Origin of the sequence: Agromyces laixinhei (genome assembly GCF_006337065.1) — a bacterium.
Taxonomy (GTDB): Bacteria; Actinomycetota; Actinomycetes; order Actinomycetales; family Microbacteriaceae; genus Agromyces; species Agromyces laixinhei.
The window spans coordinates 757,576-769,895 of the sequence record NZ_CP040872.1; the positions used below are offsets into that span (position 1 = coordinate 757,576).

Here is a 12,320-nt window from a genome sequence, read left to right on the forward strand (position 1 = left end):
CAGCGGTGTGACCGGAGTTCACCGCCGATGAGGCGGAATTGGCAGAGCATATGCGGGACAGCGCGCGGGGCGACAGCGGTGTGACCGGAGTTCACCGCCGATGAGGCGGAACTGGCAGAGCATATGCAGGAGAGCCGGGCGGGGCGACAGCGGTGTGACCGGAGTTCACCGCCGGATGAGGCGGAACTGGCAGAGCATATGCAGGACGGCCGGGCGGCGCGACAGCGATGCGACCGGGGCTTACGCGCGCCAGCGGCATGCTCGACGTCTGGCATCGCAGACACGGGCGCCGACGGATTCCTCGGCTCGCGGCATCCGAATTGCTAGCTTCGAGCCATGGGCACTGCGGCGCTTCCGAACGATCCCCTCTGGCCACGGGCCGGCGACTGGCCGTCGCTCGACGCCCTGCCCGCTGACGAGAGCGCAGACCTCGCGCTGCTCGGGGTGCCGGCGCACCGCACCTCGCTCTCGCCGACCGGCGCGCACGCGACGCCGGCGGCCATCCGAGCGGCGTTGCGGCGCTACAGCCCGACGCTCATGGCCGATCGTGGGCGCCGTGATGACGCGCGGTCGCTCGCCGACCTCGTGTTCGCGGACGCAGGCGACGTCAGCGAACCCGACGGGCCCGACGGTGAGGCTCGGGTGCGCGCTGCCGTCGCGGCGGCCGCGGCGCGAGCCGGCACGGTGGTGGCCCTCGGCGGCGACAACTCGCTGACCTCGCCGGTCGCCCTCGGCGTCTGGGGTGATCGGCGTGCGACGGCCGGCCTCATCACCCTCGATGCGCACTACGACCTGCGCGACGGCGTGAGCAACGGCTCGCCCGTGCGACGACTGCTCGAGGCGGGCGTCGACGGCCGACGCATCGTGCAGATCGGCATCGCCGACTTCGTGAACTCGCGCGAGTACGCCGATCGGGCCCGCGACGCCGGCATCACCGTCGTGCACCGTGACGAGTTGCACCGCCGCCCGATGGTCGAGGTGTTCGCCGAGGCGCTCGAGATCGCCGGCGCGGGCGGCGGCCCGGTGCACGTCGATCTCGACGTCGATGTGTGCGACCGCGCCGTCGCGCCGGGGTGCCCTGCGTCGGTGCCCGGCGGCATCTCGGCGTTCGAGCTGCGGCAGGCCGCTCGCGCCGCGGGTGCCGACCGTCGCGTCGAATCGGTCGACCTCGCCGAGGTCGATGCCACCGCGGATGCGCCCGATGGGCGTACGGTACGGTTGGCGGCACTCTGCGTGCTGGAGGTCGCTGCGGGCATCGCACTGCGCTGAGCAGGGCTGCGCGCGACCGACCCGACGGAAGGACGCATCGTGAAGACCCTTGTGCTCATGCGCCACGCGAAGTCGAGCTGGGACTCGCCAGGTCTCGCCGATCACGATCGCCCGCTGAACGAGCGCGGCCGCGAGGATGCACCGCGAATGGGCAGGCGGCTCATGGAACGCGGCATCGAGCCCGCGGTGATCATCACGAGCACTGCCGAGCGCGCACGGTCGACGGCCGCGCTGGTCGCGGGCGAACTCGGCATCCCCGCCGAGCGCATCGTCGCGGATGAGCGGCTCTATGCGGCGTCCGTCGACACGATGCTCCGAGTCATCCGTTCGCTCGACGATCGCCTCGAGTGCGCGATGCTCGTCGGCCACAACCCCGAGATGACCGACCTCGCGACCCGCTTCTCGAGAACGATCGAGGCGATGCCGACCGCCGCGATCGCCGTGTTCTCGTTGGAGGCAGCGTCATGGGCCGATGTGCGCCCCGCGATGAGCGCGGGCCCGCCCGCCGCACCGCCCGCCGCCGTGGCCTTCGATGCCCCCGATCGGACGCACGAGCGCGAATGGTGACCGGCCCGCCGAGGGCCGGCGCGCTTCTTCAGGTCAGCGCGCCGTCCTTCCAGGTGCGTGCGATGAGCGGCACCCCAGGTCGGTAGGCGAGGTGCACGTGGCTCGGCGCGGTGAGCTCGACGAGGTCGGCTCGCATGCCGGGGCGGATGGCGCCGACATCCGCTCGCCGAAGCGACGCAGCGCCGCCGGCCGTCGCAGCCCACAGCGCCTCGGCCGGGGTCATGCCCATGTCGCGCACGGCGACGGCGATGCAGAACGGCATCGAGCTCGTGAAGCTCGAGCCGGGGTTGCAGTCGCTCGCGAGGGCCACTGTGGCACCGGCGTCGATGAGCCGGCGCGCGTCGGGGTAGGGATGCCGGGTCGAGAACTCGACGCCGGGCAAGAGTGTCGCCACCGTGTCGGATGCCGCGAGCGCCGCGACATCCGCATCGCTCAGGTAGGTGCAGTGGTCGACCGAGGCGGCGCCGAGTTCGACCGCGAGCTGTACGCCGGGGCCTTCGCCGAGCTGGTTGCCGTGCACGCGCACGCCGAGCCCGGCTGCCGCGCCGGCCTCGAGCACGCGCCGTGACTGCTCGGCGGTGAAGGCGCCGCGCTCGCAGAATGCGTCGACCCAGCGCGAGTGGGGTGCGCACGCGGCGAGCATCTCGCCCACGACGAGGTCGACGTACGCCTCGGCGGCACGGTCCGCGTCGCCGCCGAACGCCGGGTCTTCACGGAAGTCGAACGGCACGACGTGCGCGCCGAGAAAGGTCACCTCGGAGGTGACCTCGCGGGCGAGGCGCACGAGCCGCTCCTCGTCGGCGACGCTCAGCCCGTAACCGCTCTTGATCTCGAACGTCGTGGTGCCCTGCGCGTGCAGCTCGGCGACGAACCCCGCGAGCCGCGCCCGCAGCTCGTCGTCGCTCGCGGACCGCGTCGCGGCGACGGTCGAGCGGATGCCGCCGGCCTCGTAGGGCTGCCCCGCCATGCGTGCGGCGAACTCCTCCGCCCGGTCGCCGCCGAAGACGAGGTGCGTGTGGCTGTCGACGAAGCCCGGGATCATCGCTCCGCCGTCGGCGTCGACGAAGTCGACCTCGGCGTCCCACAGCGTGCGGTGCTCGTCGGCCTCCCGGTCGTCGCCACGCTCGATTCGGAGTTCGAGCCGCTCGTCGGCGTGCGTCGCACTGCCGACCCACGCGATGCGCCCGCCTTCGACGAGTACTGCTGCGTCGCGCACGATGCCGAGCGGGCCCCCGTCGCGGCCGGGTGCCGGGTCGTTCGTGACCAGCTCCCCGATGTTCGTCAGAAGCATGCGCTGCACGGCGCCGCCGTCGTTCATGCCTCGAGCATGGGCACGCGGAGGCCCCGGTCGCGCGCAACCTCGATCGCCCGGTCGTAGCCCGCGTCGACGTGGCGCATGACCCCCGTGCCGGGGTCGTTCACGAGCACCCGGGCGATCTTCTCGGCCGCGAGCTCGGTGCCGTCGGCGACGATCACCTGGCCCGCGTGGATCGAACGGCCGATGCCGACGCCGCCCCCGTGGTGGATCGACACCCACGTCGCCCCCGAGGCCGTGTTCAGCAGGGCGTTCAGCAACGGCCAGTCGGCGATCGCGTCGGAGCCGTCGGCCATCGCCTCCGTCTCGCGATAGGGGCTCGCAACCGATCCAGAGTCGAGGTGGTCGCGTCCGATCGCGACCGGCGCGCTGAGCTCGCCCGACGCCACCATCTCGTTGAACTTCAGCCCTGCGAGGTGGCGCTCCTGGTAGCCGAGCCAGCAGATGCGGGCCGGCAGCCCCTCGAAGTGCACCTTCTCGCCGGCCTGCGTGATCCACCGGCGCAGGTGCTCGTCGTCGGGGAACAGTTCGAGGATCGCCCGGTCGGTCGCGGCGATGTCGGCGGGGTCGCCCGAGAGCGCGGCCCACCGGAACGGCCCCTTGCCCTCGGCGAAGAGGGGGCGGATGTAGGCGGGCACGAATCCGGGGAACGCGAATGCGCGGTCGTGTGCGAGCCCGCCGAGCTCGGCCTCGCGGCGGATCGAGTTGCCGTAGTCGAAGACCTCGGCGCCGGCGTCCTGGAACTCGGCCATCGCCTGCACCTGCCTGGCCATGCTCGCTCGCGCCCTTTCGGTGAAACCTTCGGGGTCTGCCGCCGCGAGCTCATGCCACTCGGCGACGCTCACGCCCTCTGGCAGGTACGAGAGCGGGTCATGCGCACTCGTCTGGTCGGTGACGATGTCGATCGCGACTCCTCGGGAGAGGAGCTCGGGGAAGACCGTCGCGGCGTTGCCGACGAGGCCGACGCTCAGCGGTGTGCGGGAGGCCTTGGCCGCGAGCACGCGGGCGATCGCGTCGTCGAGGTCGGAGGTCATCTCGTCGAGGTAGCCGTGCTCGACGCGCCGGGCGAGCCGGGACTCGTCGACGTCGACGATAAGCACGACGCCCTCGTTCATGGTGACCGCGAGCGGCTGCGCGCCGCCCATGCCGCCGCAGCCGCCGGTGAGGGTGAGCGTGCCGGCGAGGCTTCCACCGAACCGCTTTGCGGCCACAGCGCCGAACGTCTCGTAGGTACCCTGCAGAATGCCCTGTGTGCCGATGTAGATCCACGAGCCCGCGGTCATCTGGCCGTACATCGTGAGGCCCTGCTGCTCGAGCCGGCGGAACTCGGGCCACGTCGCCCAGTCGCCCACGAGGTTGGAGTTCGCGATGAGCACCCGCGGCGCCCACTCGTGCGTGCGGAACACGCCGACCGGCTTGCCCGACTGCACGAGCAGGGTCTCGTCGGCTTCGAGGTCTTCGAGGATGCGCACGATCGCGTCGAACGACTCCCAGTTGCGTGCGGCCCGGCCCGTGCCGCCGTAGACGATGAGGTCGTCGGGCCGCTCGGCGACCTCTGGGTCGAGGTTGTTCATGAGCATGCGCAGGGGTGCTTCGGTCTGCCAGCTCTTCGCGGTGAGCTCGGAGCCGCGGGAGGCACGGACGGTGCGCGGGCCGGAGGATGTGGCGGGTGCGTCGGTCATGTTCCGATGCTCGCTCACCGGTGCGGCGTCGACAACGGATGCCGCGTGCTCGCTGTCTGGAATCCCAGACGGGCTGCACCTCGCCCGCGCATGAGGCGGTCAGCCGAGCTGGATGCCGCGGGCCGCCATGAACGGCACGGCGTCGACGGCCGTGCCGTCGAGCCGCACCTCGAAGTGCAGGTGGCAGCCGGTCGAGGCGCCGGTGCTGCCGACGGTGCCGATGAGCTGGCCGGCCGAGACCGTGTCGCCGGCGTTGACGAGGATGCCGCCCGCGGCGAGGTGCGCGTACCCGGTCGAGACGCCCGCTCCGTGTTCGAGCATGATCCAGTTGCCGTAGCTGCCGTTCGGGCGAGCCTCGACGACGATGCCTCCGGTGGCGGCGAAGACCGGCGTGCCGCAGCTCGCCGCGACATCCGTGCCGCGGTGGAACTCGTTGACGCCGGCGATCGGCTTGTTCGGTCGCGGACCGTACCCGTCGGTCTGCCGCCCGGCGACCGGAGGAGCCCAGCCCTGGTCGCTCAGCTGCCCGGCGTCGCGCGGGAGCGAATCGATGAGCGAGACGCTCGTCGCTGCGACGCTGGTGCGCAGCCCCGAGAGCTCGGCACGAGCGGATTCGAGCGCGCGCTCGGCGTCGGCAACAGCGGCCCTGGCCGACTCGACCGGAACGGCTTCGACGTCGGCCCAGGCCTCGGCGGCGCGTTCTTCGGCGGTGTCGGCCTCGTCGGCGCGCTTCTGGGCGATCTTCTGCAGCTTCTCGGCGTCGCCGGTGATCTGCTCGACGCGTTCGACGCCGCCGAGCCCGGCGAGGAGGTCTTTGCCGGAGCCGAACGCCGCCGCCATCGAGGTGAGCGACGAGTCACCGCCGCGCGATGCGGCGAAGGCCACCGCGGCCGCGGCATCGGCATCGGCGCGGGCGATCTCGGCGTTCTCCAGAAGCTGCACGGCGAGCGTTCGGGCGGTGGCGCGGGTCGACTGAGCGGACTCGAGCTCGGCCTGGGCTGCGCTGAGGGCGGTGGTCGCCCGGTCGAGGGCGGTGCGCGCGCCGAGCAGCGAGCTGAGCTGCGGGTCGACGCCGGTCGAGATGCGCGCGTACGGCCCGCTGCCGACGAGCAACGGTGTGCCCGGCGCGGTCACCGGTGCCGTCGGTGCGGCCGGTGGCTGAGTGGTGGCCGGCGGTTCGGTCGGTTCGGGAGTCGGCGTCGGCTCGGGGGTGGGCGTCGGGGTCGGTTCGGGAGTCGGAGTCGGCGTCGGCGTCGGCTCGGGGGTGGGCGTCGGCGTCGGTTCGGGCGTCGGCGTCGGCGTCGGAGTGGGGTCTGGGCTGGGCTCCGGTGTCGGAGTCGTCGTGGGTGCCGGTGTGGTCGGCTCGGTCGTCGTCGACGGGGGTTCCGTCGTCGGATCGACCTCTTGCGCCGACGCCGGACTGATGCCCGAGATACCCAGCACGATCACTGCCGCTGCGGCGGCGAGCGACAACCCGTCTGGCCGGGCGCGGCGCGCTCGGGGCGGGTCTTGGGGCCAGGGCTTTCGATGCATCAGCGACATACGGTTCCGTTCGACGACCGGCTTCGGGGCCGACACGTCACCTCAGTCTCTCAGCGGAGGCAGGGCGGCACAACTCCTGAGCCCATCGAACCCGCACCCGTGTTCGGGGCACATCCGGCAGTTCCGCCGCCGGGCACGCTCGCCGTCAGTCGAGTGTGCCGGCCGCTGACCTCGCCGCCGAGACGACCTCGCCCCGCGCGACCAGGGCCGAGACGGCCTCGATCTCGGGGGAGAGGAAGCGGTCCGCCCCCGGTACCGCACCTGCTTCAGCGACGAGCGAGACGACCGCTCCGGTGGCGGCTCCGGGCACGAGCGGCGCCCGGAGCGCGAGGCCACGCGCGGCGGTCATGACCTCGATCGCGAGCACTCGGGAGAGTCCGTCGACCGCTCGGCGCAGCTTGCGTGCGGCCGCCCACCCCATCGACACGTGGTCTTCCTGCATCGCCGACGACGGGATCGAGTCGACGGATGCCGGCACCGCGAGCCGCTTCAGTTCGCTGACGATGCCCGCGGCGGTGTACTGGGCGATCATGAGGCCCGAGTCGACGCCGACCTCGTGGGCGAGGAAGGGCGGCAGCCCCTGGTTGCGCGCGCGGTCGAGGAATCGGTCGGTGCGTCGCTCGCTCATCGATGCCACGTCCGCCACCGCGATCGCGAGGAAGTCGAGCACGTACGCGACCGGCGCGCCGTGGAAGTTGCCGTTCGACTCGACGCGGCCGTCGAGCGTGAGCACCGGGTTGTCGACGGCGCTCGCGAGCTCGGCATCGGCGACGGATGCCGCGTGCGCGAGCGTGTCACGCGCGGCGCCGTGCACCTGGGGGGCGCAGCGCAGCGAGTAGGCGTCTTGCACGCGGGTGCACTCGGGCCCCTTGTGGCTCGCGACGATCGGGGAGTCGGCGAGCAGGCGCCGCAGGTTCGAGGCCGAGACCGCTTGCCCTCGCTGCGGGCGGAGCGCGTGCAGGTCTTCGGCGAAGACGGCGTCGGTGCCCATGAGGCCTTCGACGCTCATCGACGCGGCGACGTCGGCGGTGGTGAGCAGCATCCGCAGGTCGTCGATCGCGAGGGCGAGCATGCCGAGCATGCCGTCGGTGCCGTTGATGAGAGCGAGGCCCTCCTTCTCGGCGAGGTGGAGCGGCGTGATGCCGGCTGCAGCGAGGGCGCTCGCGGCATCCGTCGCAACGCCGCCGGCGTCGCGGACCTCGCCTTCGCCCATCGCCACGAGCGCGCAGTGCGCGAGGGGAGCGAGGTCGCCGGAGCATCCGAGTGAGCCGTACTCGCGCACGACCGGGGTGATGCCGGCGTTCAGGATCGCCGCGTAGGTCTCGGCGGTCTCGCGGCGCACGCCCGTGCGGCCGGTCATGAGGGTCGACAGGCGAAGCAGCATGAGCGCGCGCACGACCTCGGCCTCGACCTCGGCGCCCGAGCCGGCGGCGTGCGACCGCACGAGGCTCGCCTGCAGCTGCGCTCGGCGCTCCTCGGCGATGAAGGTCGTGGCGAGCGCCCCGAACCCGGTCGAGATGCCGTAGTGCGGTTCGGGGTCTGCGGCGAGGCCCTCGACGATCGCACGGCTCGCGGCGACGCCGTCGAGTGCGCCGGGGTCGAGCACGACGGATGCTCCGTGGCGCGCGACGGCGACGACGTCGTCGATGCTCAGGGCGCCGGTGCCGACGGTGACGGATGCCGCGGCGCGCGCGGGTGCTGAGGTGATGCTGCTCATACCTCCGATTCCACACTGCGTCGGTGCGCGCGGAAACGCCCTGACACCCGCCATCGTCCGGTATCCCAGACGCGGCGTAGGCTGATTGCCGTGAGCCAGCAATCGAAGGTGCCTGCCGCAGATCAGACGCTCGCGATCCTCGCCCACCTCGCGGCGCAGCGAGGGCCGGCACCCGCGGCGACGATCGCCTCGGCGCTCGGCATCCCGCGATCGACGGTCTACCACCTGCTCGCCGTCATGCAGGAGCGCGGCTTCGTCGTGCACCTGCCGGAGGAGCGCCGCTACGGTCTGGGCGTCGCCGCGTTCGAGCTCTCGAGCGGGTTCTCGCGCCAGCAGCCCCTCGCCCGGCTCGGGCGCCCCCTCGTCGCGGCGCTCGTCGACCGCCTCGGCGAGAGCGGGCATCTCGCGGTGCTGCACGGGCGCGATGTGCTCTACCTCGTCGAGGAGCGCGCCCCGCGGCGGCCGTCGCTCGTCACCGACGTCGGTGTGCGGTTGCCCGCGCACCTCACGGCCACCGGCCGCGCGATGCTCGCCGTGCTGCCGCCCGCGCAGCTGCGCGCCCTCTACCCCGACCGGGCCGCGTTCGCGTCGCGGCTCCCCCAGGGTGAAGCGGATGCCCCGCATGGCGGGGACTGGAGCTACGGGCGCCTGAAGCGCGTGCTCGCCGTGGTGCGCGAGCAGGGGTGGGCCGGCGAAGACGGAGAGGTCACCGGCGGTCTCGCCTCGGTCGGGGCGGTCGTGCGCGATCACGTCGGCTGGCCCGCCGCCGCGATCGCGATCACGTTTCCGGATGCCGCATCCGACGAGGTGCTCGCAGGCTTCGTGCCGGCCGTGCAGGAGGCCGCGGCGACCCTCGCACGCCGCATCGGCCCGCACCGCTGAGCGAGCGACGCTCAGCATTCGCCCATGCGGCATCCGATAGCGTGGCGGCGGCCGCCGAGCGCCGATCATCGACCCAGAACCGAGAGCCGAGACACGACTTGCTGATGACTGAGCAACACGGCTTCACCGGCCTCACCGGATTCGCCGCCGACGTGCTGAACTCCCTCGGCGACATCGGGGTCGGGGTGCTGGTCTTCCTCGAGGTGCTGATCCCTCCGATCCCGAGCGAGGTCATCCTGCCGTTCGCGGGATACCTCAGCCAGTCGGGCGACCTCCACCTCGGATGGCTGATCTTCTGGTCGACCCTCGCCTCCGTCATCGGCGCGCTCGTGCTCTACGGGCTCGGCGCCGTCGTCGGCCTCGACCGTGCCATCCGCTGGATCGCGTGGACGCGTCTCGTCAGCCTCACCGACCTCGAGCGAGGTGCCGGCTGGTTCCATCGACACGGCCGCTCGTCCGTGCTCGTCGGGCGCATGATCCCCGGCGTGCGCAGCCTGATCTCGCTGCCCGCGGGTGCCGACCGCATGCCGCTGCTCTCGTTCTGCCTCTTCACCGCCATCGGCTCCGGCCTCTGGAACACCCTGCTGATCGGCGTCGGCGCTGCGCTCGGCACGCAGCACGCGCTGCTCGAGGAGTACCTGCAGTACCTCGATTGGGTCGTCTACGGCGCGATCGCCATCGCACTCGCGGTGCTCGTCATCCGCCGCATCCTCGAGCACCGGCGCCTCTCCGACGAAGCGCTCCGCCTCAGCGACGAAGCCGTTCGCGAGCCCGACGAAGCCTCCGTCTGACCGGGCGCAGGAATGCCGTCACGAGCAGGGTGAAGACCGGGTTCACCGGGAAGAAGCCGAGCCAGATGGCCACCGCCTGCTTCCAGCGCGGCGGCGCAGGCGGCCGGTCTCCATCTTCGCCGGAACTGTGCCCGCCCGAGTTCGCCAATCCGATCGCGCGAGCGTTCCGAACTCCTTTGCGCACGGCAGACGTCGTGCCTCGAGAAGGAGGAACCTCATGCGAAACTCCCCGAACCGCATCGTCGCGACCATCTTCGGTGCGGTCTACCTGCTCGTCGGACTGCTCGGATTCGCCGTCACCGGCGGCGTCGGGTTCATCGCGACCGAGGGAGGCCTGTTGCTCGGCGTGTTCGCCGTGAACCCGCTCCACAACGTGGCCCACCTGTTGATCGGCGCCGCGCTCCTCATCGGCGGCATCGTCTCGGCGACCGCGGCGAAGGCGGTCAACGCGACCGTCGGTGCCGCCTACCTGCTGCTCGGCATCGTGGGGTTCTTCCTCGTGGGCACGGCAGCGAACATTCTCGCGCTCAACACGGCCGACCACTTCCTGCACCTCGCGAGCGCGATCGTGCTCCTGGGAGTGGCGCTCGGGTTCGAGCGCTCCGGACGCATGGTGACGGCATAGGGAACCGGCCATGCACGCACTGACGGCTACCGTGCGAACCTGGCCGATGCTCGCCGCGCTCGGCGCCGCACTCGTGCTGATCGCGCTCGCCGCCGGTGCCGGGGGAGTGATGCAGCCCGCCCTGCTCGTGCTCGGCGTCGCCGCGCTCGGCTGGGGCGGGCTCGCACTCCACACGGGGCGAGTCCTCGCCCCGGCGACCGTGCTCGTCGTGGCCGCCGCTTCGCTCGTGGGGACGGCGACGGCGGTCGCGACGGGCTCGGCCGCGACAGCGGATGTCGCGCCTGGCCCGCTCGCCGCGGCATCCGTCTTCATCGTGGTCGTGGCGTTCTCGGCAGGCCTCGTGCTGCGGGGCCGTGACCGTGGTCGCGGAGCCGCGACGGAGACTCGAGGCGATCGCGCGACATCCGACACCGCGCGGCTCATCGGCCTGGTCGCGGGCGCCGCGCTCGTTGCCGCGCTCGCGACCCCGGCGCTCGCCGCGACCGAAGCCGGTGAGTCCGCCGTGCCGCACGGCACCCACCAGCAGGCTCCCGATTCACCCTCGCGGGAATCCGACCGGCCGGGGGGCCACGCGCACTGAGCGGGTTCGGTCGGTCGTCGCCGACCTCCGTGCGAACGACGCCCTGATGGTCGCACTGCCGCGCAGCGCGACCGTCAGCAGCGCGAGTGAGATGACGGCCTGCACCGGGCCGAAGCCCGAGATGAGCACGACGGCGACGCCTGCCACTCCGCAGATCGCATCGAGAGCTGCGGCGCCGCGACCCGTTGCGACGGAAGCCGCCGCTGGAGCGCCCCCTCGCCGACCCCGCTCGAACCGCGCGAACACGATCGTCACACCCGCGACCGCGGCGGCGGCGAGGCCCAGCCACAGCGGACGACTCGCCCACCAGCCGGCCGTCATCGGCTCGGGCAGTGCGAGGCCGAACCCGGCATTGGCGACGAGCAGCGCGCCCGCGAGCGCGACGAGCACGGGCATGTGCCAGAGGTAGATCGTCATCGCGCGCTCGCCCACGGCAGAGACGAGCCGGGAGGCATCCGTTCGACGGGTCCAGGCCCTGATGCGCGGGCGCGCCAGCTGGAAGAGCGCCAGCTGGGCGGCGCCGAGCACCACGAGGCAGACGGTCGGGGGGTTGAGGTTGACGTACATGTCGGCGGAGTACGGCCCGGCGAGCGTGATCGCGGCGAGCAGCGCGAGCGCGCCGCCGGCGATCGACCAGAGGGCAGTCGGCGAGAACCGGTCGAACCCGCCGTCGGCGAGGTGGAACCCGAGTTGCTGCACGAGCAGCCACACGAGCAGGAGGTTCAGCAGACCGATGCCGTCGACCCCCGTCGAGAAGCGCAGCACGTCGACTGCGACGACGCCCGCAAGCAGAGCAAGGGGCGTGCTCACGCGGGCCCGCTCGTGTGCGCGCACCATGAACGGCACGAGCGCCGACGTCGCGAGATAGACGCCGAGGAACCAGAGCGGCTGGCCGATGCGGAAGCCGGCCGTCGCCACGAGTTCGGGCGGAAGGCCGCCGAGCGAGAGCGCCACGAGTGCGGCGGCGACCACGGAGACGAGCACGATGGCCGGCCGCACGAGCCGCTCGACGCGTGCCCGCACGTAGTCGGCGCTGCTGGCCCCGCGTGATCGCATCGAGCGCCAGTGGTGCAGGCTCGAGAATCCGCCCGCGATGAAGAAGAGCGGCATGATCTGCACGAACCAGCTCACCGCGGCGAACCAGCCCTGCCCCTCGAGTGCGTTCTCGAGCACGGGTCCGCTCGGCCCGAGGCTCACGCCGACCATCATCGCGTGCAGCGCGAAGACCACCACGAGCAGCACCACCCGAATGACGTCGACGCTCGAATCGCGGGCGACCGCAGTCGAAGGTCGAGCGGATGCCGCGTCGCCCCGCGTGGTCGAGGGTACGAGTACGTCGGTCATGACCAT

Annotated in this window: 11 protein-coding genes and 1 pseudogene; 6 read left to right on the forward strand and 6 right to left on the reverse strand. The window is 72.2% G+C overall.

From position 1 onward, the window contains the following. Positions 1–336 precede the first annotated feature (336 nt). Together FHG54_RS03630 and FHG54_RS03635 are read left to right on the forward strand one after the other, a co-directional pair. Positions 337–1,269: an arginase family protein gene (locus FHG54_RS03630; RefSeq protein WP_139416055.1), complete on the forward strand. Its 933-nt coding sequence runs from the start codon at positions 337–339 to the stop codon at positions 1,267–1,269. Between the two features lie 39 nt (positions 1,270–1,308). Then, entirely contained in the window at positions 1,309–1,836 is a 528-nt protein-coding gene (locus FHG54_RS03635) for a SixA phosphatase family protein (RefSeq protein WP_139416056.1), read from the forward strand. Positions 1,837–1,864: 28 nt separating this feature from the next. Here FHG54_RS03635 and hutI read toward each other — a convergent pair whose 3' ends face one another. From hutI to hutH, 4 genes are all read right to left on the reverse strand, one after another. Next, positions 1,865–3,154 carry an imidazolonepropionase gene (gene hutI, locus FHG54_RS03640; protein ID WP_139416057.1) on the reverse strand — a complete coding sequence of 430 codons (1,290 nt, stop codon included), beginning with the start codon at positions 3,152–3,154 and terminating at the stop codon, positions 1,865–1,867. Next, positions 3,151–4,833 (reverse strand): urocanate hydratase, encoded by a 1,683-nt coding sequence (gene hutU, locus FHG54_RS03645; RefSeq protein WP_139416058.1) that lies wholly within the window; start codon positions 4,831–4,833, stop codon positions 3,151–3,153. Before hutU ends, hutI begins: the two co-directional genes overlap by 4 nt. Positions 4,834–4,932: 99 nt before the next feature. Next, positions 4,933–6,366 carry a M23 family metallopeptidase gene (locus FHG54_RS03650; protein WP_139416059.1) on the reverse strand — a complete coding sequence of 478 codons (1,434 nt, stop codon included), beginning with the start codon at positions 6,364–6,366 and terminating at the stop codon, positions 4,933–4,935. A 154-nt stretch (positions 6,367–6,520) separates the two neighbouring features. Continuing rightward, on the reverse strand, positions 6,521–8,092 hold the full coding sequence (gene hutH, locus FHG54_RS03655) for a histidine ammonia-lyase (RefSeq protein ID WP_139416060.1): 1,572 nt from the start codon (positions 8,090–8,092) through the stop codon (positions 6,521–6,523). A gap of 84 nt (positions 8,093–8,176) precedes the next feature. On the opposite strand from hutH, the gene FHG54_RS03660 reads away from it, so the two are divergent. Together FHG54_RS03660 and FHG54_RS03665 are read left to right on the forward strand one after the other, a co-directional pair. Continuing rightward, positions 8,177–8,974, forward strand: coding sequence for an IclR family transcriptional regulator (locus tag FHG54_RS03660; protein WP_232333589.1), 798 nt, complete (start codon positions 8,177–8,179; stop codon positions 8,972–8,974). Between the two features lie 104 nt (positions 8,975–9,078). After that, complete coding sequence (locus tag FHG54_RS03665) at positions 9,079–9,765, forward strand: DedA family protein (protein ID WP_139416061.1); 687 nt, start codon at positions 9,079–9,081, stop codon at positions 9,763–9,765. A gap of 19 nt (positions 9,766–9,784) precedes the next feature. Here FHG54_RS03665 and FHG54_RS17100 read toward each other — a convergent pair. After that, positions 9,785–9,865, reverse strand: a pseudogene (locus tag FHG54_RS17100) (antibiotic biosynthesis monooxygenase); the annotation flags it as partial. Positions 9,866–9,982: 117 nt separating this feature from the next. Here FHG54_RS17100 and FHG54_RS03670 point away from each other — a divergent pair. Beyond that, positions 9,983–10,390, forward strand: coding sequence for a DUF4383 domain-containing protein (locus FHG54_RS03670; protein ID WP_139416062.1), 408 nt, complete (start codon positions 9,983–9,985; stop codon positions 10,388–10,390). A 10-nt stretch (positions 10,391–10,400) separates the two neighbouring features. After that, positions 10,401–10,970, forward strand: coding sequence for a hypothetical protein (locus tag FHG54_RS03675; protein ID WP_139416063.1), 570 nt, complete (start codon positions 10,401–10,403; stop codon positions 10,968–10,970). Here FHG54_RS03675 and FHG54_RS03680 read toward each other — a convergent pair. After that, positions 10,926–12,314, reverse strand: coding sequence for an acyltransferase family protein (locus tag FHG54_RS03680; RefSeq protein WP_168197087.1), 1,389 nt, complete (start codon positions 12,312–12,314; stop codon positions 10,926–10,928). The genes FHG54_RS03675 and FHG54_RS03680 overlap by 45 nt on opposite strands. Between the last annotated feature and the right edge of the window lie 6 nt (positions 12,315–12,320).

Coding starts and splice junctions, on each gene's coding strand:
- FHG54_RS03630 (WP_139416055.1), top strand. CDS start 337: ATGGGCACTGCGGCGCTTCCGAACGATCCCCTCTGGCCACGGGCCGGC.
- hutI (WP_139416057.1), bottom strand. CDS start 3,154: ATGAACGACGGCGGCGCCGTGCAGCGCATGCTTCTGACGAACATCGGG.
- hutU (WP_139416058.1), bottom strand. CDS start 4,833: ATGACCGACGCACCCGCCACATCCTCCGGCCCGCGCACCGTCCGTGCC.
- FHG54_RS03650 (WP_139416059.1), bottom strand. CDS start 6,366: ATGCATCGAAAGCCCTGGCCCCAAGACCCGCCCCGAGCGCGCCGCGCC.
- hutH (WP_139416060.1), bottom strand. CDS start 8,092: ATGAGCAGCATCACCTCAGCACCCGCGCGCGCCGCGGCATCCGTCACC.
- FHG54_RS03665 (WP_139416061.1), top strand. CDS start 9,079: ATGACTGAGCAACACGGCTTCACCGGCCTCACCGGATTCGCCGCCGAC.
- FHG54_RS03670 (WP_139416062.1), top strand. CDS start 9,983: ATGCGAAACTCCCCGAACCGCATCGTCGCGACCATCTTCGGTGCGGTC.
- FHG54_RS03675 (WP_139416063.1), top strand. CDS start 10,401: ATGCACGCACTGACGGCTACCGTGCGAACCTGGCCGATGCTCGCCGCG.
- FHG54_RS03680 (WP_168197087.1), bottom strand. CDS start 12,314: ATGACCGACGTACTCGTACCCTCGACCACGCGGGGCGACGCGGCATCC.